The sequence below is a fragment of the Neptunomonas sp. genome, from assembly GCF_041601355.1.
Taxonomy (GTDB): Bacteria; Pseudomonadota; Gammaproteobacteria; order Pseudomonadales; family Balneatricaceae; genus Neptunomonas.
This window is the reverse complement of the sequence record NZ_JBFIIH010000003.1, coordinates 55,418-78,272: the sequence shown is the minus strand read 5'-3', so window position 1 is coordinate 78,272 and position 22,855 is coordinate 55,418. Positions and strand designations below refer to the sequence as shown.

Below are 22,855 nucleotides of genomic sequence, written 5' to 3'. Positions count from 1 at the left end.
TGGTAAGGGTGCGCAACTAACCCCCGTGTGTTTGCGCAGATGGCAGGTAATTCGTCTTCTACAAACGGTTTGAAGCGCTTTCTGATATGTACGTTGGGCATTTGTGTGTCCAGGGCTTGCTCTAATCCTAATTGTAATTGCGCATTGATAGCTGTTTCAGTGAGGAGTGGGGAAGACCAATAGCTCTTGTCGACACGGTAACTATTGAGTAGGTAGAGCTCTTTTACGCCCATAGCGCTGATCGTCTGTAAAATACGCTTTAGCATTTTAGGCCGGGGTAAGGCTAGCAGCAGGGTCAGAGGTAATGCTGCCGGCGGTGGTTGGGTAAGTGAGATCTCCAGTGTTACCTGTTGATCGTCAATACTGATTACCTGACCAGAACCGCTGAGCCCGTTTATCAGGCCTACGCGCAATAGCGAATCAGGTTGTGCCCGGTGGACTTCAGCGATATGTTGGTGACGTCTGTCATGCAGACAAATGCGATTGTCGCCGCAGTAATCGTTTTCATTAAACAAAATCAGATTCATTCTTTATCCGCTGGTAGCATCTTGGGAACATATACTTCCATTATGGAGGTTTTTCTTTTGCTTATCAGCCGTTAGGATAGCCGCTTACTTAAAATAGAGCTCCATATGGCCACTCCCGACTTACTGCAGGATACTATTCGACCAACATTGCTGAGAATGACGTTACCGATGATGGTAGGTATTGTCAGTCTGATGTTATTTAATCTTGCTGATATCTATTTTGTATCTTTACTCGGCACTGCGCCTATGGCTGCGTTGGCATTTACCTTTCCTGTCACCTTTTCAGTGGTGAGTCTGGCCATTGGTTTTGGTATAGGCACATCCGCGATTATGGCCAGGCTTATTGGCCAGGGGCGGCAAGGAGAAGCTGCAGAGCTGGCAACTGATAATTTAATGATGACCCTGATATTGGTCTTATGTGTCAGTTTAGTCGCTCATTTATTGATGGTGCCATTATTTACCCTGATGGGCGCTACTCAAGAGCAACTTCCTTATATTCTTACCTATATGGATATCTGGTGGTTTGGTGCCGTTTTTCTGGTGACAAATATGGTGGCCAATAGCGCATTGCGGGCCAGAGGCGATACCAAGACCCCTGCATTAGTGATGGCTGGGTCGTCGATACTCAATATTCTGCTTGATCCTTTGTTGATTTTTGGCTGGGGTCCTGTTCCTGCCATGGGCATTAAAGGCGCGGCAATGGCCAGTGTGATCTCCTGGGCTTGTGTGTCTGTTATTGTTAGTTATGTTCTGTATCGGCGTTATCAGTTGATTATTATTATGAAGCCGGTTGCCAGCAGAATTTTTAGACATTGGTTGACCGTCATGAAAATAGGTTTACCCGCGGCCTTGTCGAATATGTTGACACCGCTGGCGGGTGGTATTTTGACGTCCATGGTTGCCCGACATGGTGCCGAAGCGGTAGCCGCTTTTGGCGTAGGTAACCGGCTTGAGTCGTTGTCTTTGCTGGTATGTTTGGCTTTATCTATGACGTTACCGCCTTTTATCAGCCAGAACTTTGGCGCGGGTCAGATTCAGCGGGTGATCAGTGCCTATCGGGGAGCCATTAAGTTTGCTTTGATATGGCAACTTATTGTGTTCATTATGTTGTGGAGTTTTCGCGATGCCATTGCTGATTTATTCGCGGCATCTGAGTTGATTAAAACACCGTTGCTGATGTGGCTGTCTGTCGTGCCGCTCGGATTTGGTATGCAGGCGGTTATTTTTCTGAGTGCATCAACATTCAATGCACTGCATCAGCCGTTGCGTGCTATGCGCATTAGTATTTTACGCTTGTTCGTGTTCTTCATTCCGATGGCGTGGGTGGCGAATCAGGTGTGGGGGTTGCAAGCTATGTTTGTGGCATTTGTCCTGGCAAATACGGCTGCTTCATGGGTGGCCTACCGCAGTGTTAGTAGGTTATTAGTGACAAAAAGTGCGGCGACTCCCGGGTGAGTCTGCGGCAAATCAATATTTTTTAAGTTAATTCTGCCCTATCATTATTTGTTAATAATCAGATATTATCCTAAAGACTATAAACCAAAGTCATATTATGAAATGGAAGTCTTAGGTCTATGATCGGATGTATAACTGGGTAGAATAATAATTTTAGTTATATAGATAAAATAATAAGTTACATAAAACACAATAAATTCAAAATAAGGGATGTAGATATGGGTAAGTTGGTTGCTCTTGTAACAGGTGGTACTGGCGGGCTGGGTGCTTCAATATGCCGTAGTCTGGCGGATAAAGGGTTTACAGTAGTAGCGGGTTATAACAGTGGTGGTAATCACGAAAAAGCAAAAGCATGGCAGGCTGAGCAAAAAGCTGACGGCTACGATATCCATGTTGCTTATGGTGATGTCACTAATACCGCTTCATGCGAAGCGTGTATCGCTACTGTTCAGGAACTGACAGGCGGTACAGTTGATGTACTGGTAAACAACGCAGGTATCACCCGCGATGGTCAGTTTAAGAAAATGAGCTGGGATCAATGGGATGAAGTACTGACGGCTAACCTGGATTCAATGTTCCATATGACCCGTTTGGTAATTAACCCAATGCTGGAAAAAGGCTTTGGACGTGTTATCAACATTTCATCTGTTAACGCTCAGAAAGGCCAGTTTGGTCAATGTAACTACTCTGCAGCTAAAGCAGGTATTCACGGTTTCACTAAAGCGTTAGCGCAAGAAGTGGCATCTAAAGGTGTTACTGTCAACACAGTATCTCCTGGTTACGTGATGACACCGATGGTAGCTAAAATTGCTGTTGAAGTTCAGCAGAAAATTTGCTCTACCATTCCTGTGGGTCGTTTTGGTACGCCTGAAGAGATTGGTCGTATGGTGACTTTCCTTGCGGAAGACGGGTCTGGATACATCACCGGTGCTGATATGTCTATTAACGGTGGTCTGCACATGTCGTAATGACATTGGTTGACTAAAAAAACCCGCTAATTGCGGGTTTTTTTTGTTTCATGTGACCTGACCTGAATAAGGTTGTCACTTTTCTGCTGTTAATTAAACACAGAATCAATGAGTTGATTGAAGCGCTTATTCAGGGTTTTATTTGTCAGCCTGAATGGCACAGAGAGGCATTCAAACTCCAGTGTTTTGATGTCCGTCAAATTGACTGATTTTTGTTGTTGCTCCAGTGCCTTTTGCAGGCGCTGCATCTGATATTCCATTCTCAAAGCCTGATCTCGCTCAGGCGAAGGTAGGCTCAAAGCGATCTCCAGGCGAATACAGATCTCCCTGAGTTCTTTGTCTGCACTCGCTAGCAGTGGCTCCAGATCAACCTCTCCTGAGGAGGCTATTGATTCAATCTGGTTGCGCCGCTTGGTGATTTTCTCATGGAAATCGTTGGTGGAATTAAGTTGCCAGTTTTTAAAAAGTTCTTCAGGGGATGCGGTGAAGTTGTTTTGCAAAATCATTTCTTCAAACTGGTCACATAATTGTGCATGCTCGAATAATTTTTGTATCTCCGCATTATCAACGAAACGGGTCAGATCACTCGCTTGTTGCTCAATGTAACGTGCCGCCTTATTAAATTTTTCAATATCATGAGGGGGTAATGACTCTTTGTAGTTTTCAATCAACTGTCGCGTTTCATTGATGTGATTGATTTTTTTCTGTGTATTGAGTGGTGTTTCTTCGAAAGCGGATAGCTCTTCAATGATTTGTTTAAGCTGCTGCCTGGCCGATTGCAGGGCTTCTCTTGAAGGCGTTTCGTCCTGCAGGCGTTGGAAAATAGTATCGCAGTGAACCCTGAAAGCTTTCCACAGTTTTCGTTCTTGGCTGTGAAATGTGGGGCCGCACTCTTTCCAGGCTTTTTGTAGGTTTTTTGCTTGCTCTGCGGCTGCAGAAGCATCATCTGCGGTCGTTAGTGATTCTGCTTCAAGGATCAGCTTTTGTTTGACAGCCATCGAACTTTCTTTGATAGCCTGAAAATGTGTTTCAGCCTCAAGAAGTAATTCATTGAATTTGATTTGTAAGGCCTGGCCGGGTGTTCTGTCAACAGGCGTGAAGCGGCGCCACTCTTGCCTGGCTGTTTGAATTATCTGTTCAACCGAGCGCCAATCGCATGTTTCCCAGTTGATCTGTTGTAAGTAGGTGGCGACTTCGCTAAAGATCAGTTCTTTTTGTTGAAGATTGTAGCGACGAGCTTCGTTTTGTTGTGCGAAAAAGACTTCGCAAGGCTCATAAGCTTTATCTGAAGCTGTTTTGAAACGTTTCCAGATTGCCTGAGAATGGAACGGGTCAGTGGCATCCAGCATTTTCCATTGTTGCTGGAGTGCTTTTATTTGCTTAGCTTTTTCCGGGTGAGGAAGTGCTGTTTGCTCTGCCAGTGCTTCCATATCGAGACACAGTTGTTCTTTTTTCGGTGTTACAGCGAAGCCTTGCCAATCTTTTATTTCATCCAGGCGAAGCACAAGCCCTTTGTATTGCTGATCAAGCGCGTCATTCGTTGAGCCGTTGACCGACCTGTTAACCGGATTGTTAAGTAGTGTGAGTAATTCGCTGGCTTTGCGGGACGCTTTATCTGCCGCTTTGATGCTGCCGCTTTCAATATTGCTTTCCAGTTGCTCCAGTTGTACTTGCAGTTTGTCTTTGAGCGCCCTGGTTTTTTCTGCTTGTTGTTGTTTTTCTTGATTAAGTTGCTGCAACAGTGCATCCAGTTGTTGGATAGGCTGTGGCTTATCTGCGTTTTCGGGCCAGGCTATTTTTTTAATAATGGCGTTAGCTTTTTTCAGCTTCTCTTGTAACGGCTTATGCTTAAAAGCTGTTTTTTCGTAGCTTGCCAGAAACTCTGAAGCGCTATTGAGTTTGTCTTCTATTGAGATGCTATGTGAATAGACTGTTGCAAATTGATTTTGTAGTCGGTCAAATGCTTTTTGTTGTGCACTGCTGGTATCGTTAGCAAGCAGGGCCCATTGTGTTTTAAATTGATCTGCTTGCTGCGCAAACATAGCGAATGAGTCACTTGATTGCCCGGCGCTTTGCAGATCCCGGATACATTGTTGCATCTGATCTATTAGCACCGCCGCCGCTTCGCGAACCTGCAGAATGCGTTGCTGTTCTTTTTCATTGGCAGCTTCTTTATCAAGAACCGCTTGGATGCGTTGTATGCAAGCATGCGATGCTTCATCAAACCGGCTTTGATAGACCGCAGTGGTTGAGCTGTGAATAGTGCTCCAGTCCTGAAGAAGCGCATCATGTTTAGCCGGATAAAGTGGATACCACTCACCTGTGGACAGGTGCGTTATTTGCTCAAGGACGGTTTGGGCATGAAGTTGAAGTGTTTGCTGCTGTTTTTGTTGTTCACGTATAAGGCTGGATTTATCGCGCATGATGCGATGAATAGCTTTGTCGTTTTGTCGTGTGAGCTTTAATAGCTGCTCAATCAGCGCTGGCTCAGTAATGCGCTCAGCTGCTTTCTTACGAGTATTAATAGGGGAGGAGGAGATAGCAATATCAATTAGCTGCAATTCATCTTCGATTTGCTCAACAAACTGGTTTTGTAAGGCGTGGAAAGGTGTTTTACAAATGACTCTCCAGATCGCTGCGGGGGCGACGTTTTGTTCCAGTTGCTCGAGTAGTTTTTCCGGCTGTTTTTCCGCGCTGAGCAGGTGAGCCAGATGTGTTTCAATAACCTCAGAATGAGAGCCTGGTTCCGCGAGTGATGCTGAACTCTGTAGCAGCCGGATCAGGTTATTGATGCTATTTATCCGCTCGATTGCCGCGTGTCTGACATGAGTGTCAGGATCATGAATTGCCAGTGTGGAAAGGATACGATACTGGTCATCACAATCATCGCGTAAGTTTTTTACGGCGTTTAATCGTATGGTTGGGCTGGTATGTTGCCATTTAGGCTTAAAAAACTTTGATAACATTAACGATTTTCTTGTATTAGCAATACTGGACAACAGAAATCCAGATGAATGGGGAGGCAGATTCTAACGGGCACTAGGCGGTCAGGAAAAGCCTTTATATATGGGTTAAATAGGATTTTTTTGCAACTTTCCTTATCCAACCGTTTAACGGATGCCCTGTTTATGACATCAGCGCTCTAAGACATAAGAGTTCTATGACACAAGAGCTACATCATATCAGGGATGTATCAGGCAACAGATCTGACATCAACTTCTCCATCAGCATAGAACCATTGGCCGTTTTTAGCATAGAAGCTGGATCGTTCATGTAAAATACATTGATCATCTTCTGTTTCAAACGCCGCTTCAAACTCTACTATACCTTGAGTGTCTTCTTTACTACCGGCTTCTTTGTTGAGAATGGTTAAGCCTGTCCACGTTGTGAACTGAGTTTGTTCAGCAAAAATGGCGCGGTCAATTAATTCACGCTTCTCCGGCACAGTAGTGTCAATCAGATAGTCAATGGCTCCCAGAGCAAAAGCAGTATAACGGCTACGCATCAGTTCCTCTGCCGTGGGTGCTGGTTTTTGACCTTCAATATAGGGCTCGCAACAGAATGTAAACGACTTCTCTGATCCACATGGGCAACGCTGTTGTATTGTTTGACTGGTCAGCATATGTAATCCTCCCTATCAGACCTGTTACTATTTAAATTTTATTATAGCCTGCTTACCCGGCATATATCACGGATATTTGAACACAATGACAGCGGAACGCACTTTTTTTTGGCACGATTATGAAACCTTTGGTATTGATCCTAAAAGAGACCGTCCTGTGCAATTTGCAGGCGTTCGCACGGATGAGAACCTGAATATCATTGATGAACCGGTGATGCTCTATTGCAAACCCGCCGATGATACTCTGCCGCATCCGCAAGCATGTTTAATCACAGGCATCACACCACAAAAGGCTATTCGTGAAGGGGTCTGTGAAGCCGAATTCATTAAGCGTATCCATGACGAATTTACACGGCCAGGCACCTGCGCAGTGGGTTATAACAGCATTCGTTTTGATGATGAGGTGACACGTTATACCCTCTATAGGAACTTTTTTGATCCCTATGCAAGGGAGTGGCAGAACGGCTGTTCGCGCTGGGACATCATCGATATGTTACGCCTGACACGCGCGTTGCGCCCGGAGGGTATTGTCTGGCCTGAGCATGAAGATGGAACTCCCAGTTTACGCTTAGAAGACCTGACAAAAGCGAATGGAATTGATCATGGGCATGCGCACGATGCGTTATCAGATGTGTATGCAACGATAGCGATGGCAAAGTTGGTTAAAGAGCGCCAGCCAAAATTGTATGAGTTTACATTGGCCAACAAAGATAAGGCGTCAGCTCAGAGAATGTTGGATGTCTCCTCGATGAAACCGGTGTTACATGTGTCATCCCGTTATGCAGCGGCGTTGGGGAATTTAGCTGTGGTGGCACCCTTGATACAGCACCCGGTTAATCGTAATAGTTTTCTGGTGTGGGATTTGCGCGCCGATCCTGCCCCATTGCTGGCATTGTCTGTTGATGAGATCAGGCACTACATGTATTTACCCGCCGCCGATCGCTCCATTACAGACCCTGTTATCGCATTGAAGCAGGTACATGTGAACAAGTGCCCGATTTTAGCGCCTGCCGGGATGCTGAATAAGGATGAAGCGGCGCGCTTCTCTATCGACGGGGATATGTGCCGGGCGCATTTGGCTTTTTTACGAAATTCTCCTGAATTAAAAGCCAAGCTTGCCGATGTAATGAGTGAAGATAGTTTTGAATCTGACGGTGATCCCGATCATATGTTGTACTCGGGTGGTTTTTTTAATGATACGGATAAAAAAACGATGCAGCAGATCAGAGAGAGCGACCCTGAAGCGTTGGCAGAGATGCAACTGGCATTTCAGGATCCTCGATTGGAAGAGATGTTGTTTCGCTACCGCGCTCGCAATTATCCATTGACGCTTAACGAAGATGAGCAGTCTCAATGGGAGCATTACCGTAGTGATAAATTGTTAAAAGAAGATAAACGCGGCTTGATGACTATGAAGGTATTTTACGAACAGTTGAATGCCCTTTATCAGAACCCGGAGCTAAGCAAGTCGAATCGGGAAGTGCTGGAAGAGTTGGCTATCTACGCCGAGTCCATCTATCCCATGGAGAACTCATGGTAAAAGCCATGGCAAAAACTGCAGTAAAGCGGGTGCGGCTGATCAGATCAGGTGTTTATGCCGCTTCTGTTGCCGGAGCGCTTACAGGGGCTCTTACATCAGTGAGTGCCGAAGAGCTTATCTCTTATCAGGTGGTTGTGCCCAATGGGTATTCACAGGGTACTGATAACGGTAAAACAGCATACTTTCGAAAAGGCCGGGGTGTTTTGGATAGCGAGCCTATGCAAGAGATAGCTTACTATGATAACCCTTCTGATCTGCCGCCGCCGACAGTGGTTGCGCCTTCACCGCTGCCGCTGGTACAAGAATTCAGGGCTGGCAAGGTATTATCCAAAGCTGACCTGAAGGGCGAAGATGCTGTTTTTCAACGCATCTTCGACGACCAGGAAAAGGAGAGATGTCTTTGGCAGCCTGAATCGTGTGAGCAGGCCTCAGGTATTCAGCAGCGCCGTGAGTTTGTGCTGCCGAAACCTTAAGTTTATTGAGTAGCACTTACCTTAGCAGTACTTACTTTAGTTAGATTTTTTAGCATGTTGGCCTCAGCTACTTCGCTCCCTGATCCGTTGTTCTGCAAAATCATTTGTCGTGTTAAGAGTGAGCTAAAGGCTTCGGTTAAATCATCCTTACTCAGTTGGTCAATCATCTGCGTTAGTTTTATCTGCGTATCGAAATTTGTTTCATCCTGGTCGATCTCTTGCCATAAACGGTTAGAGCGATCCTGTAATTGGCGGTCTTGCGCATTAATTCTTGCTTTAAGACTGCTTTTGAATTGGCTGACCTGCTCGTCCGGGATATTGGTTAGTTGCTGTTTAAAGCGATCAAGAAAATCATTCATGCTTTGTTGAATGGCTGCAGGCGAGGCACTTGGAGACTGAACCACAAGGGCAATACCTGGCATTTTACGCAATGGCATCGGCGTTGCGAAGACGATATAGCCTAGCTGCTGTTCAGTGCGTAGTTGTGTATAGAAGGGTGCAGATAATACTTCACTTATTAATGCCGAAGATGCCCGGCTTTTAAGCGATTGATCCTGACCCTGCAGGTAGAGAACAACGGCTGAGTCGTTGTGCTCTATTTGTAGTGTAGTTCGTAAGTTCTCTGCGGGTGTTAGTCTTCGAATGTCGACCAGTGGTGCGACGGCTGCTGTCTTAACAGGCTGCAAAGCCTTGATCAATGTCTCGCTGATAGTTAACGCTTCTTCTGCCAGCAGGTTACCATTTGACAGTATACGCAATTCAGTCGATTTGAAGAGGCGTTCAATCAAAGCCGATAATTGTTCTGGTGTATAGCTATCAGTGGCTTGCTGTAGTTCTTCAAGGCTTGGGTCCTGCATCAGTTGTTCATAACTGACACGGAAAAGCTGATTGTAAGGTTTGTCTTTTTCCGCATTTTTAAGCTGCTCCTTGTATGCCTGAAGCACCCGTTCAAAACGCGCTTGTGAAAGTTCAGGTGAGCGCAAAGTTTTTGCAATTAATTCGCTGAGGAGATCTATTTTGTCGTTAAAGCCTGAAATGCGAACACTAATGCCGCGTTGATGCGAATAGATTCGTGCATTCAGACCTGCCATAGCCGCATCATAAAGCGTTTGATTAAGCTCATCGCTTAGCATATCTGCATAAATATTCAGCCCGGCCGTAACAGCAGCGCCTTCTCTTGCAACAGGTGACAGAAGTGCAAAGTAGAAGTCAGCTTTTGGCACATTAAAGGTACTGTCCTGAAGATGCCACAATGAAACACCTGTCTTGCCGGTGTCGATGTTGACCGGAGTCTGCTTTTTCTCTGCTTGGGTACTCTTTTCTGGTTGAGGCTTAAGCTCGATATTTTTAGCAATAAAAGGGTTGGCGTTGCGAATGTGTAAGTTTTCGTTCAAGCCAACCTGCTGCCAGCGCGAAATACGCGCTGAGGAAATAGGGGTGATACGGTAGGCGCTGTTGTAATACTGCTCTTTGCTATCAGTCTGTAGTTCCGGCGCTTGAATTGATAACACCATGTTGTCCGGGCGAATCGATTCAGTGAATTGATTAAATATATCCGCATTATATTGCTCAAGGATAAAGGGCGCATTCAGCCAGTTGGCTTCTGGGTAGTCCTGCATGTTTTGTGTCAGTTGGGTGACATAATGAATGGGTTCCTGTTCGGATAGGAAGCGGAATTGTTGTTCATTGAGTAAGTGTTCCTCCTGAAAGAGTGCTTGGCTGAAGCCGGTTTTTTTCAGGTCTTTCATGAAAGAGAAAAACAAACTGACAATCTCATCGGTATGCTGAAGGCCCTGTGGTGTTAAAGATATTTGAACATGGAAGCTGGCTTCAGTATCAAAGTCTTCTCCTGGCGATGCTCCGAGTCCTGTTGCCCAGCCTTTGTCTTTCAATAAAGCCAGTATACTTCCTTTACCTTCATAACCTACAAGACTGCTGAGCAGGTGAAGCGGTTTGCTTTGCCAAAAGGGCAAGCTGGGCTGTGTCGGAAAGCTGAGACTGAGGGAGCGATTATCTTTTAATGTACTGATCGCCATTTCGAGCGGTAAATCACTGCGTTTAAACTGTGGTTGGTTGAAACTAAAGGGTTCTAAATCTTTATTCTCAATGTTGGCGAAGTACTGCTTTGCCATGACTTCAAGCTGTTCGATAGGCTGTTTACCCAGGATGACCAGTCGCATGCGGTTTGCGGAATAGTTGTTTTGGTAAAAACTGATTAAGTCTTTGCGTAAAGCCCCTGGTTCGTCGTTGGCCAGGGTGTCAAGGTTGCCAACGGCAAAGCGACTGGCCGGGTGTTCCGGGTTCATCGCTTGTTGTGTGGCGGCATAAATTCTGCGGCCATCATCTTTGAGTTTGGCGCTGTATTCTGAATTGACGGCGTGTCTCTCTCTATCGGTATATTCTTCTGAGAATAACGGAGAAATGAAAAACTGAGAGAAGCGATCCAGCGCAGGTTCAAGGTCATCTGCTTTGATATCGAAAAAGTAATTGGTGTTTTTTAACGCAGTGAAGGCGTTATGCGAGCCTCCGTGAGACTGAATGAATGACTGATATTCGCCTGCTTTAGGGTATTTTTTTGTTCCCAGAAAAAGCATGTGCTCAAGAAAATGCGCCAGGCCCGCTCTGTCTTTGGGGTTCGCCGCCGAACCAATACTGATATCCAGCGATGCTGCTGCTTTGTCGGTATCCTGGTCAGAAATAAGCAGTACCCTTAAGTTGTTTTCCAGCGTGATTGAGTGGTATTCACGGCTGTCATTCGGGCTTTTAATAATGTTGCCGGCAAACGACAAAGATACCGAGCAAAAGATAAGCACAAGTGTGAGAGTCAACTTTACTCGTGCAATAAACGCAGTGTGCATCCAACAGTCCTCAAAAACACAGAATGAAATCAAATAGCTATCCAGGTTCAGGATAGTCAGGCAGTAGACATTAACTTATCTTGGGGGTTCCGTGAATCAGCATAGCCATATTTAGCAGCAGTCGATACAATCGGTTTTTGCTAGCTCTATTTCACCTGGATTAAAGGATGTTCTGATGAATCGTGAAAAGGTAATTTTTGCTTTCTTTATCGTATTGGCCCTGACGCTGAACTTCGGGTTTTTTCTCGGCGACATTGATAAGGTGATTCATCATAATGAGTTTGAGTTATTTGCTGCGCTGTCGGTCAGTATGATCTGTACTGTGTTGAAGTTTGGTGATCGGACACACCTTGGCGCACTGATGCTGGCGACCAGCCTGGTGGCTGATTTACAGTTAGTTATTGCTGCTACCTTATGGGGATTTGCAGAACAGATAAGCGGCGGAATGACCGCTTCGATGATGTCCAGCATAGTGTCGCTTTCTGGCGGTGCGCTGCTCGCCAATATTATTTCTGTTATTTTGCTGGTGGTTGAGACCATTGTTGTTCGTCGTTAAATTATGAATAACGTCTTTTATCTACTATTACGGCGGCTTCGTGTTCCTTTCATCACGATGATCGTTGTTTATTCAATCTCTGTTCTTGGTTTTGTCCTGATCCCCGGGCAAGATGATAACGGCAATATCTGGCATATGGATTTTTTCCACGCTGTGTATTTTGTCTCTTTTATGGGAACGACTATTGGTTTTGGTGAGATTCCTTTTGCATTCACTGATGCGCAGAGAATGTGGACGCTGATAATGATCTATACCACGGTGGTCGCCTGGTTGTATGGTATTGGTTCGATGCTGGCCTTGTTACAGGAGCCGGTGTTTGGTCGTTTATTACGTCGTCGCGCTTTCACCAGTGAAGTTATAGGGATTGCTGAGCCGTTTTATCTCATCTGTGGTTACGGTGTTACAGGGCGGGTGATTGTCCATAAACTCGCCAACAGAGATATCAGAGCGGTCGTGGTAGATATGAAGCAGGAACGCATTGACGATCTGGAAATGGATAGTTTGCCGATACGTGTGCCGGGTTTATGTGCGGATGCGGCTTTACCCGATGTGTTAGATGACGCAGGGCTGCAGCACCCTCATTGTATAGGTGTGCTTGCACTGACAGATGATGACAACTCTAATTTGGCAGTCTCTATTGCCAGTAAACTATTGATGCCTAAACGCTTGGTGATCAGCCGGACTGAATCTCAGGTTACCACCGCAAACTTACTTTCGTTTGGTACTGACCAGGTGGTTGATCCGTTTCAGGCTTATGCTGGATACCTGTCCATGGCCATCCATTCCCCGTATAAACATCTGGTGTATGATTGGCTGGTCAACCCTTATCACCGTCCTCTTTCCAGTGTCTATCAGTTAAAGCAGGGACGGTGGATTATTTGTGGTTTTGGTCGGTTCGGCCGGTCGCTTTATAAAGCTTTTAAAGCGGACAATGTGTCTATTACGGTTATTGATGCAAAAGAACACAATGTCAATCAAACCGAGCATCAGGTCTGGGGAGTCGGAACGGAAGCTCATACGCTGGAAGAGGCGGGTATCCATGAGGCGGTAGGTATTGTTGCAGGAACAGAAAACGATGCCAATAATCTCTCTATTATTATGACAGCACGCCAGCTTAAACCTAAGTTGGTGACGGTTGTCAGGCAGAATCTGGATGCAAACCGCTTAGTTTTTCGTCATTCAGGCGCTGATTTTGTCATGGAGCCTGGCAGAATCATTGCGAATCAGATTATGGCGCAGATAAAAACGCCGCTCTTGCCTGCCTTTATAGATGCTTTACAAGGGTATGATGACGTCTGGGCGCATACTTTATTGAATCGTATGAGTAGCGTCGTTGGCGAGTATGAGTTGGATAGCTGGGCATTTACTATTGGCGAAGAGGGCACACCGGCAATAAGCATGGCGTTGGTAGAGGGAACCGTTATTAAAATGAAGGTTTTTCTGAAGGATCCGCGTGATCGCAGTCAGGTGTTGCCTGCGTTTCCTTTGATGTTACGTCGTGGCGAAAATATTAAAATTTTACCAGGAGAACTGACTGAGTTAGACCTGGGCGATGAAATTCTCTTTTGCGGTTTGAGTAAGGCATTTAAACAAGTTGAGTGGACGGTAAATAATTATAACGTGCTGCAATACATCTTGACTGGTAAAGACGCAAGCTCAACCCTGTTATCCCGTTGGTTCAACAAGGATTCATAATGGCTTATTTGTTACTCACGCTGACGACGCTTTTTTGGGCGGGCAATTTTGTACTCGGGCGAGCCATGCATAATGTGCTGCCACCGGTGACGATGGCAGAGCTTCGCTGGAGTGTTGCATTACTGATAATTTTGCCTTTTTTAATGCCTAAATTGAAAGCGCATTGGCGTAAGATCGTAACGCACTGGAAAGTACTCATACCACTCGGTGTTCTTAGTGTCGGTAGCTTTAATACGTTCATCTATCTTGGACTGACCACGACAGGAGCCACTAATGCTACTTTGCTGCAATCGGCAATCCCTATTATCATTTTAGTTTTTTCTGGATTTTTTTTAAAAGAGGCGGTGTCTTTCCGCCAGTGGGTAGGGGTCGTTTGTTCACTTTTAGGGGTGCTGACACTGATCTCATTGGGGCAGCCTGGTCAATTACTCAATCTGGAGATTAATCAAGGAGATTTGTGGATTTTGGCAGCGGTGTTTTGCTGGGCAAGTTACTCGATTTGTTTGCGCTGGCGCCCTGCGGAGCTTGATGGTTTTACTTTTTTTGGCGTCACCGTTATTGTAGGAGTAATAGCGCTGTTGCCTTTCAGTTTGCTGGAGTTACAGAGTGCTGCTCCTATTATATGGAAGCCTGAGGTGTTCGGGTCCATATTGTATATGGCTGTTTTTCCCTCTATTCTGGCCCACCTATTCTGGAATCGTGGCGTGGCTGAATTGGGTGCAGCTAAAGCGGGCTTATTTATTCATCTTATGCCATTATTTGGTATGTTACTTTCAACGATATTTTTAGGGGAGGGAATTCACGCTTATCATTTAACAGGTATGGTATTAATATTCATTGGGATATACCTTGCGGTAATCACCAATGTAATGAAACGGATTCCAAAATTAAGTAGAGGTAGTTGATGCGTAACGTTCTATTAGCAGTTTTCATGATGTTTTTTACACTGAGTATCGTGGCACCAGAGGCACAGGCAAAACGTTTAGGTGGAGGTTTTAGCTTTGGAAAATCATATTCGGCTCCTAAGTCGGTAAAGCCATCACCGACTCAGCAAAAAGCAGCACCGGCACAGAATGCGGCGGCGGGTACTGCTAAAAAAGCAGGCATGGGTGGAATGTTAGGTGGTTTGTTAGCCGGTGGTTTGCTGGCCTCATTGTTCATGGGAGGGGCGTTTGATGGTATCCAGATGATGGATATTCTGATGATAGCCGCTATCGCTTTTATAGCCTTTAAAGTGTTTGCGATGATGCGTAAAAGCCAGCCTGTACCTAACTATGCTGGACATCAACATCGATCCATGGAGCCTGAAACGGCAGAACCTGCTCAAACACACCACTTTACACCGATGTCAGCAGCCAGTACCCAGTTGTCTGAACCGGATCTTGAACTACCTGCGTGGTTCAATAAAGTTACTTTTTTGAATGGGGCGCGTGATCATTTCACCAATTTGCAGGCTGCCTGGGATCGCCAGGATTGGTCTGAAATTTCGACTTATACCATGCCGGAATTGTTGGCAGAGCTACAAACGGAGCGTGTCAAATACCCTGAACAGCAGCAGACAGAAGTGGTATCTGTGATGTCTGAACTGATTAACTTTATTGATAATCAGGATCATGTTGTTGCCAGCATTCATTTTTATGGATGGTTAAAAGAGTCAGAGGATCAGCACACCAGTGAATTCAGTGAAATCTGGCATCTGAAACGTGACTTAAGCGAAGAGAATGCATCGTGGTTTATCGTCGGAATTGAGCAGCCTTCGTAAACGCTTTGTATTATCGATATGAAAATGGCGCTGTTAGCGCCATTTTTATTGTGTACCAGTACTTTCTGAAACAGGCAAGTTATTCGTGATCACGAATGAATACCCAGGTATTACCTTCAGACATCGATTCGGCGAAGCGGTAGCCTTCAACATCAAACTCTTTTAAGGCTTCTGGTGCGTCAATTTTATTCTCAATAATATAGCGTGCCATCAAACCACGTGCTTTTTTTGCGTAGAAACTGATAATTTTATATTGTCCTGATTTCCAGTCTTTAAACACCGGTGTTATCAGGCGTGCATTGAGCATTTTGGGTTTGATCGCTTTAAAATACTCATTGGACGCCAGGTTGACAACAACCGGGTTCTCATCCTGATGGCGTTCATCATTTGAGTCTTCGTTCAGCTCTTCGTTTAGCTCTTCATTCAACGATGCCGTGAGCCGGTTATCCCAAAACTGGTAAAGGTTTGTACCACGAGGGTTGTCTAGCTTTGTACCCATCTCTAAACGGTAAGGGTACATTAAATCCAACGGCCTGAGTACGCCGTATAGCCCCGAGAGAATCCGCAAATGCTGTTGAGCATAATTGAGCTGGTCATTGGATAGGCTGGCTGCGTCCAACCCGCTATAGACATCACCTTTAAAGGCTAGAATAGCTTGCTTGGCGTTTTCGTTTGTCAGTTTGGTTGGCCATGAGTTATAGCGGGCAACATTAAGGCTGGCGAGTTTGTCGCTGAGCTTCATTAAATCGGCGACCCCCTGGACCGACAGTTGCTCTAAAACACCGATTAGCTGGTTGGAATGTTCCAGAAAGCGAGGCAATGTGTGTTGGTCTGTATGTGCAGGCGTTTCGTAATCAAGCGTTTTAGCAGGTGAAATAAGTGTCAGCATAATATTCCGTTCTGTTGGGTATGGAGGCATTCAGGCTATTTTAGTTGAATTGTGAAGAGGTTGTTATGGGATTGTTATATTGTTCTTACATTACTCTTGTAAAAGCACCGATAATCGAATCCCTTTTTAGCATTGATCCACAGTGCTGGAAAGTCATCGGCGCTCAGTTAAGCGAGCGATGGGCAAACCAGTAAACGAATGATGCGTAAACATGATGGGTAGGCATAACAACTTGATATTGTGTATTATTAAGCCAATTTTTCTTTGATTCGTTTTGGGATTTATCTGTAATGTCTAAAAAGACAGTATTAACCGGTATTACGACAACCGGCACGCCGCATATTGGTAATTATCTGGGTGCTATCAAGCCCGCTATTGAGGCCAGTGAGGATGCCCGCTATAACAGTTTTTTCTTTCTGGCGGATTATCATGCACTGATAAAGTGTCATGATCCGGCACGTATCGCGCGCTCCTCTCAGGAAATTGCAGCCACCTGGTTAGCGCTGGGGCTGGATACTGATAAGGCCACCTTTTATCGTCAGACAGACATTCCCGAAATTACAGAGTTGACCTGGCTGCTGACGTGCATGACGTCTAAAGGCCTTATGAACCGCTCGCATGCGTATAAAGCATCGGTTGATGCCAATCGTGAAGCCGGTAAAGAAGATCTGGATGACGGTGTCACGATGGGGTTGTTCAGCTATCCGATATTGATGGCGGCAGATATCCTGATGTTTAATGCTGATATTATTCCGGTGGGAAAAGATCAGGTCCAACATATCGAGATGACGCGGGATATTGCCGGACGTTTTAATCATACGTATGAGTCTTTGTTTGCATTGCCTGTAGCTCAGGTGGATGAGTCTTCGCCGCTTATTCCCGGGCTGGATGGTCGCAAGATGTCAAAAAGTTACGATAATACAATCCCCTTGTTTTGTTCGGCTGATGAGTTGCGCAGGTTGATCAATCAAATAGTCACCGATACCCGGGGTCCGGGCGAACCTAAAGATCCCGATAACAGTACGTTATTCCAGTTATACAGTCGTTTTGCAACAGGCCACGATATTGCCCTGATGCGCCAGAAGTATCAGGAAGGGATAGGGTGGGGTGAGGCGAAACGTGAGTTATTTGAACATCTGGATAGCCAGTTGAGCGGCCCGCGTGCTCGTTATCATGAGTTGATGAATGATCTTGGTGCTGTTGAGGAAGTCTTACAAAAAGGCGCGTACAAAGCGCGTGAGAAATCAGCACCCTTTATGGAAAAGATACGTATTGCGGCGGGTATCCGTCCATTGACGTATGTACCTGTGCAACCCGAGACCGATACTCAGGTTAAAAAAGAGAAAAGTGCTGAGGAATTGTTACGCGTGGAAGAGGGGCGCCGTCGGGCGATCCTTATGCAATTAAAGTCATTGTTTGAGCGAGTAGAATCATCTGATAATAAAGCAGAAGCGGCGCTGCAGGTATTGGCAGAGAAAACTGCCGAAGTTGAGGGGCTGAAGAAAAAACAGAAACAAAAAGCTCAAAATGAGTTGGACGTGTTAAAAACAGAGCTAGCCCAATACGTGAATTAAAAGGGCGTGAGTTAAAAAGATGCGAGCCAGAGAGGTGGGTATGTACCGGACGTTACTGAGTGTTGACGCGTTGCAGAAATATTATTCACCGCAGGCGTGGGTGATATTTGATTGTCGTTTTGACTTGGCTGATGTGACTAAAGGGCACCAGCTGTATAAGGAAGGACATATCCCCGCGGCTCAGTTTATGGATCTTGAGCAAGACCTTTCTTCTCCGGTTACCCCAACGACAGGACGACACCCTCTACCTGACCTTGAGCAGCTCAAAGATAAGCTGGGCAGGGCCGGTGTGACAGCAAATACTCAGGTGATTGCTTATGATGATTGCGGCGGTGCTATGGCTGCTCGCCTTTGGTGGTTGCTTCGTTTCATGGGCCATGAAGCGGTTGCTGTTCTGGAGGGAGGTTACCCTGCCTGGATACAGCAGTGCGGAGAGGTAACCACCAACGTGCTTCTGCCTGTGAAAACGGTTTATCAGGAAAACAGCGTGGGCGGTAACGACGGGATGCCTGTTATTAGCAGTGAAGAGCTGCAACGGCAGCTAGCCTCTGTTCAATTAGTCGATGCCCGGGCTACGCCGCGCTTTAAGGGTGAAGTTGAGCCCATTGATTCTGTCGCAGGGCATATTCCCGGTGCATTAAACCGTCCATTTCAGGACAATCTGACAGTGAGTGGTGTTTTCAAACCAGCAGAGGAATTGGCAGAGGAGTGGTCTTTGTTGGTAAACACTGACCTGCCCGTCGTGCATATGTGCGGTTCGGGCGTGACAGCCTGCCTTAATATTCTGGCGATGGCGCATGCAGGGTTGGGTAATTCAGTATTGTACGTAGGCTCATGGAGTGAATGGATTCAAGATAAATCGCGCCCTATAGCGCCAGTCTGATCGACTAAAACGGGCACTATTAGTGACTTTGGTTTTAGTTATTGGTGATCTGGTGCAAATAGCGGCTATGATAAAGGCAAATTCAGCTAAGGAGGAACTGATATGCCAGCTAATTATCAATCCGGTGTTATAGCACCAGCGAGCAGTGATGCGTTATTTATTACCCTGAATGTTAAGCAGGGTCGGGATCAGGAAATTATCCATGCGTTACAGCGGATACAACAGTCTGTTTCTCAGTTTCAGGAGCGGTTTTCGGCGCAATCTGTGCATGCCGTAATTGCAATAGGCAGTGACTATTGGGATCGGCTGACCTTCCATTTACCGAATGCTTCGCAACGCAGGCCTGCACTATTAACTTCTTTTCCGATAATGCAGGGTGTCGTCAATATGCCTGCAACGCCGGTTGATTTACTTTTGCACTTACGATCTAACCGTCGGGATATTACGTTTGAACTGGCTCGGGAATTAATGGCATTGTTCAGTGATGCGGTTGAGATTGCAGAGGACGTGTCCTGTTTTCGCTATTTGGATGCCAGAGATTTAACGGGCTTTGTGGATGGCACAGAAAACCCACAAGGTGATCATAAAAAATCGGTTGCTCTTGTCGGTGATGAAGATGACATTTTTGCCGCCGGGTCTTATATCCATTTGCAGCGCTATGTTCACAATCTTGATCGATGGAATGCACAATCCGTGAAAGATCAGGAAGATGTATACGGGCGAACCAAGAAGGATAATGTTGAGTATCCATCGGATCAAAAACCCGCTACCGCTCATACGAAACGCGCGTCTTTGAAAGATAGTCACGGCCACTCCGTTGAAATACTTCGCCATAGCATGCCTTACGGTAATCTGACGGAAGCGGGGCTGTTATTCGCCAGTTATTGTCGAACACCTGAAAGCTTTACTCTGATGTTAAAGAGTATGGTTGAAGGTGACGGTAATGGGCATACCGATAAATTGATGCAATTTACAACGGCGATAACCGGACAAGCGTTCTTTGCTCCCTCTTTGAGTTGGTTTGAGAAATTACAGTAAGGTCTATGAAGCTCATAAAAACTAAACTTTTTTGCCGGATGGCCGATGGTTAGTATAAGTGTATCTGTTGACAGATATGTGTGGTTTTTTATGGATATTAACTGATCTTCGGATGGCGGTTTACACTGTTGAGTCGTCATCTTTTAATTTGTTCAGGGTACAGAAATATTTACATGAGTATCGACTGATTTTAATTCTCTTTTTCTGGAAGCAGATACATGTCAGGAACGCTTGTATACAGGACGTTATTTTGGGTAAGTTCATTTTTACTTAATAGCGTTGTAATGGCTTCAGATGACATGACGCTCGATGATCTGAAAGCCTTGTCCATTGATGAGCTTTCTTCTCTTGAAGTCGGCATCGCATCCAAAATCCCCGGTAAGATTATTGAGACCCCCGCTGCGGTTTATGTTTTGACGGCAGAAAGTATTCGCCGCTCTGGTGCCAGGAATGTACCTGAAGCTTTGCGTATAGTGCCTGGTTTAAATGTCGCTGCTGTAAGTGGTAATTCATTGGCGGTCAATTCGCGGGGATTTAATGAAACCTTCGCCAATAAATTTTTAGTGTTATTGGATGGCCGTAGTTTATACAACCATACTTTTGGAGGCGTGTATTGGGATATGCAAGATGTCCGCATGGAGGATGTTGAGCGTATCGAGGTTATTCGTGGGCCTGGTTCCGCTGTGTGGGGTGCGAATGCGATGAATGGTGTTATTAACATCATTACGCGTTCCTCATTTTCTACACAAGGAGGAGAAGTTGTTGGGTTATTGGGAAACCAGAATCGCGAAGTGGGATTGCGTTATGCTGGTGAGCTAAACAATAACAGCAGTTACCGGTTTAGTGTTAAAGGGTTAATGAACGAAGAGAACTCGCCTACCTCACATTCAGGTTTTGGTCAGGGTGCTGTGGCTAATGATGATGCCAGGCACACACGATTTTCATTGCGCACGGATACAGACTTTGGTGATGGAGAGTCATTATTGTTGGATGTTGGTTACTTTCGTGGAGAGTCAGATCAGCGTTTATTCGCTTCCGAAAAAGTTTCATCAGGGCCCGACTTTAATACGATCGTGGCTCCGGCAATTAATAATATGTTGCTTAATGGTGCCTCTGAGGATCAAGTATTTGCTGCCTTAGCGTTTCCGCAGTATGGACTGTGTACATTTTGCATGATGGACATCAGGGATAATCAAAAATACTCAGGTGCTCATCTGTTGGCTCGCTGGAAGCAGGTGAGCGATAATGATTGGCAAACTGTACAGGCGTATCTGGATTACTCGCAGCGGGAAGATTACCAATTAGATCAGCAAGCTAATGCACTTGATATCGACTTTGAGCGTGGCTGGAAAAATAGTCTGGGAAAGTTTGCCTGGGGTATGGGCGTCAGGACTGAGGCGGATGATCTGCAGCCCAATTTGTCACCCACGTCAGTTGTTTCTTTTGGGCCTGCCTCCCAGCGTAATAATGTGATAAATGCATTTGTGCAGAGTGAATTAAATGTTTCAGAGGATATCAGAGTCTTAACTGGGGTGGGTTATGAATATTCCTCAATTTCCGGTAACCAGTGGCAACCGACGATCAGAGGGATATGGTCAGCAAGCCCTGAGACTCAGCTATGGAGCGCTGTGTCTTACACTTCGCGCGTTCCTTCCCGGTTAGAAACCACGAACGCTAGTCCTAAGAATGCTTATGAGCTTACCGGTAATCCAAATCATGGCTCAGAAAAGCTCACTTCATGGGAGTTAGGTTTTAGGTATAATCCACAAAATACGTTAGCGTTCGATGTGACTGTATTTCGTTATTGGTACAGTGATCTAACGACTATTAATATTGATAATCTGTTTAATCCATTTATAAGCACTAGCACCCCGGGTCAACTGAGTATTCATAATGGTGCCAAGGCTGATGCCTATGGTGTTGAATTATCCAGCCGGTGGACGGTACAGCCAAATTGGCGTTTGGAGGCTTCCTACAGTGTGTTACAAACGTCGATGCGTCGCTTGCCCGCATTCACAGAACCTATGATATCTACAAATAAAGCCCCGGAACATCAGTTTTCACTACACTCTAGCTGGGATCTGACAGCAACTCTGGAGTTGGATCTTGGGATCTATTATGTATCATCGCTATCATCGACCGGATCAGACTTCCTGGTATTCGGAGACGATGCTATTGATGATTATGTCAGAACAGATGTCAGAGTCGGATGGCAGATCTCACCGGAGGTGGAGCTAAGTATTATCGGGCAGAACCTTCTTCAGGATACGCATCAGGAGTTTAGTTCATCACCTTTGAATGTAGGTGGCTACCCGGAAAGTACGGAAATAAATCGAAGTGTTTCAGCCAAAATCACGGTCAGGTTTTAAGTATGGGAATGCTATATTCCAGACTTAATAGTATTTTCAGACGACTATTATTGAGTGGGTTACTGGCCGCCTCCATGCTGACTGTTTCTCTACTGACTGGTAAGGAGGCCTTAGCTGATGGTCATGTTGTCGATAATATTAAGACGGTGTATATCTATAATTTCTTATCCTTTATTCAATGGCCTGAACATAAGAGTACATCTGCTGAATATCGGTTATGTACGCTTGCTGACCAAGCTTTGGTCGATAAACTGACGGCGGTTGTAAAAGATGAACAGATGAATGGCCGTTCACTGATTGTTGTACCTTATCGTTACGTCTCAGAGGCTGAAAACTGCCATCTTATCTACCTGCAGGAGAGTGCATTGTCGGAGGCTGATTCGTTGCTGGATTTTGATCAGCCCGGAACATTACTGATTGGTGATGCGGATGGTTTTGTATCAGGGGGAATGGGTATGGTCGGTTTTGAGACCCGGGGACGTAAAGTACGTGTGGCAATGAATCTGACACGTTTACAGGAAGCGGGCTTTAAAGTAAGTTCAAAGTTATTGCGGCTGGTTAGAATCGAGCGTTAATCATTCAGAGACCTTTGCACCTTTGCTCCTTTGTTTTCTGGCGGCGTTAAAAGCGAGCTCAATCGGTCATT

18 protein-coding genes are annotated in these 22,855 nt (G+C 45.5%); 13 read left to right on the top strand and 5 right to left on the bottom strand.

The features are described 5' to 3' along the window. Positions 1-527, bottom strand: a 527-nt coding sequence (locus tag ABY436_RS01095) for a 16S rRNA (uracil(1498)-N(3))-methyltransferase (protein ID WP_372737183.1), incomplete at its 3' end; no start/stop codon positions are given. A gap of 105 nt (positions 528-632) precedes the next feature. On the opposite strand from ABY436_RS01095, the gene ABY436_RS01090 reads away from it, so the two are divergent. After that, the gene (locus ABY436_RS01090) at positions 633-1,982 is read left to right on the top strand and encodes an MATE family efflux transporter (RefSeq protein WP_372737182.1); all 1,350 of its coding nucleotides are present in this window, start codon (positions 633-635) and stop codon (positions 1,980-1,982) included. A gap of 218 nt (positions 1,983-2,200) precedes the next feature. Then, positions 2,201-2,950, top strand: a complete 750-nt coding sequence (phbB, locus tag ABY436_RS01085; RefSeq protein WP_372737181.1) for an acetoacetyl-CoA reductase — start codon at positions 2,201-2,203, stop codon at positions 2,948-2,950. Positions 2,951-3,039: 89 nt separating this feature from the next. Here the strand turns inward: phbB and ABY436_RS01080 are convergent, their stop codons facing one another. Both ABY436_RS01080 and ABY436_RS01075 read right to left on the bottom strand, forming a co-directional pair. Next, positions 3,040-5,916, bottom strand: a complete 2,877-nt coding sequence (locus tag ABY436_RS01080; RefSeq protein WP_372737180.1) for a DUF349 domain-containing protein — start codon at positions 5,914-5,916, stop codon at positions 3,040-3,042. 227 nt (positions 5,917-6,143) lie between these two features. Next, positions 6,144-6,572: a YchJ family protein gene (locus ABY436_RS01075; RefSeq protein WP_372737179.1), complete on the bottom strand. Its 429-nt coding sequence runs from the start codon at positions 6,570-6,572 to the stop codon at positions 6,144-6,146. 85 nt (positions 6,573-6,657) lie between these two features. Between ABY436_RS01075 and sbcB the strand changes: the two genes are divergently transcribed. Both sbcB and ABY436_RS01065 read left to right on the top strand, forming a co-directional pair. Next, the gene (gene sbcB, locus ABY436_RS01070) at positions 6,658-8,112 is read left to right on the top strand and encodes an exodeoxyribonuclease I (protein ID WP_372737178.1); all 1,455 of its coding nucleotides are present in this window, start codon (positions 6,658-6,660) and stop codon (positions 8,110-8,112) included. Positions 8,113-8,117: 5 nt separating this feature from the next. Then, positions 8,118-8,585, top strand: coding sequence for a hypothetical protein (locus tag ABY436_RS01065; protein ID WP_372737177.1), 468 nt, complete (start codon positions 8,118-8,120; stop codon positions 8,583-8,585). A 2-nt stretch (positions 8,586-8,587) separates the two neighbouring features. Here the strand turns inward: ABY436_RS01065 and ABY436_RS01060 are convergent, their stop codons facing one another. Next, positions 8,588-11,443 (bottom strand): insulinase family protein, encoded by a 2,856-nt coding sequence (locus ABY436_RS01060; protein WP_372737176.1) that lies wholly within the window; start codon positions 11,441-11,443, stop codon positions 8,588-8,590. Positions 11,444-11,618: 175 nt separating this feature from the next. Here ABY436_RS01060 and ABY436_RS01055 point away from each other — a divergent pair, with 175 nt between their 5' ends. From ABY436_RS01055 to ABY436_RS01040, 4 genes are read left to right on the top strand one after another with little or no spacing between them, the layout of a single operon-like run. After that, positions 11,619-11,999 (top strand): DUF6394 family protein, encoded by a 381-nt coding sequence (locus ABY436_RS01055; RefSeq protein ID WP_372737175.1) that lies wholly within the window; start codon positions 11,619-11,621, stop codon positions 11,997-11,999. 3 nt (positions 12,000-12,002) lie between these two features. Beyond that, entirely contained in the window at positions 12,003-13,694 is a 1,692-nt protein-coding gene (locus ABY436_RS01050; RefSeq protein ID WP_372737174.1) for a TrkA family potassium uptake protein, read from the top strand. Further along, complete coding sequence (locus ABY436_RS01045) at positions 13,694-14,599, top strand: DMT family transporter (RefSeq protein WP_372737173.1); 906 nt, start codon at positions 13,694-13,696, stop codon at positions 14,597-14,599. The genes ABY436_RS01050 and ABY436_RS01045 overlap by 1 nt, the downstream gene beginning before the upstream one ends. Continuing rightward, positions 14,599-15,456, top strand: coding sequence for a Tim44 domain-containing protein (locus ABY436_RS01040; RefSeq protein WP_372737172.1), 858 nt, complete (start codon positions 14,599-14,601; stop codon positions 15,454-15,456). Before ABY436_RS01045 ends, ABY436_RS01040 begins: the two co-directional genes overlap by 1 nt. Before the next feature lie 79 nt (positions 15,457-15,535). On the opposite strand, the gene yaaA is transcribed toward ABY436_RS01040, so the two are convergent. Then, positions 15,536-16,345 (bottom strand): peroxide stress protein YaaA, encoded by an 810-nt coding sequence (yaaA, locus tag ABY436_RS01035; protein WP_372737171.1) that lies wholly within the window; start codon positions 16,343-16,345, stop codon positions 15,536-15,538. A gap of 290 nt (positions 16,346-16,635) precedes the next feature. Here yaaA and ABY436_RS01030 point away from each other — a divergent pair, with 290 nt between their 5' ends. From ABY436_RS01030 to ABY436_RS01010, 5 genes are all read left to right on the top strand, one after another. Further along, the gene (locus ABY436_RS01030) at positions 16,636-17,919 is read left to right on the top strand and encodes a tryptophan--tRNA ligase (protein WP_372737170.1); all 1,284 of its coding nucleotides are present in this window, start codon (positions 16,636-16,638) and stop codon (positions 17,917-17,919) included. Positions 17,920-17,938: 19 nt separating this feature from the next. Then, entirely contained in the window at positions 17,939-18,802 is an 864-nt protein-coding gene (locus ABY436_RS01025; protein WP_372737169.1) for a sulfurtransferase, read from the top strand. Positions 18,803-18,904: 102 nt separating this feature from the next. Beyond that, the gene (locus ABY436_RS01020) at positions 18,905-19,840 is read left to right on the top strand and encodes a Dyp-type peroxidase (RefSeq protein WP_372737168.1); all 936 of its coding nucleotides are present in this window, start codon (positions 18,905-18,907) and stop codon (positions 19,838-19,840) included. 284 nt (positions 19,841-20,124) lie between these two features. Further along, the gene (locus ABY436_RS01015; protein WP_372737167.1) at positions 20,125-22,209 is read left to right on the top strand and encodes a TonB-dependent receptor plug domain-containing protein; all 2,085 of its coding nucleotides are present in this window, start codon (positions 20,125-20,127) and stop codon (positions 22,207-22,209) included. A gap of 2 nt (positions 22,210-22,211) precedes the next feature. After that, complete coding sequence (locus ABY436_RS01010; RefSeq protein WP_372737166.1) at positions 22,212-22,784, top strand: YfiR family protein; 573 nt, start codon at positions 22,212-22,214, stop codon at positions 22,782-22,784. Positions 22,785-22,855 lie beyond the last annotated feature (71 nt).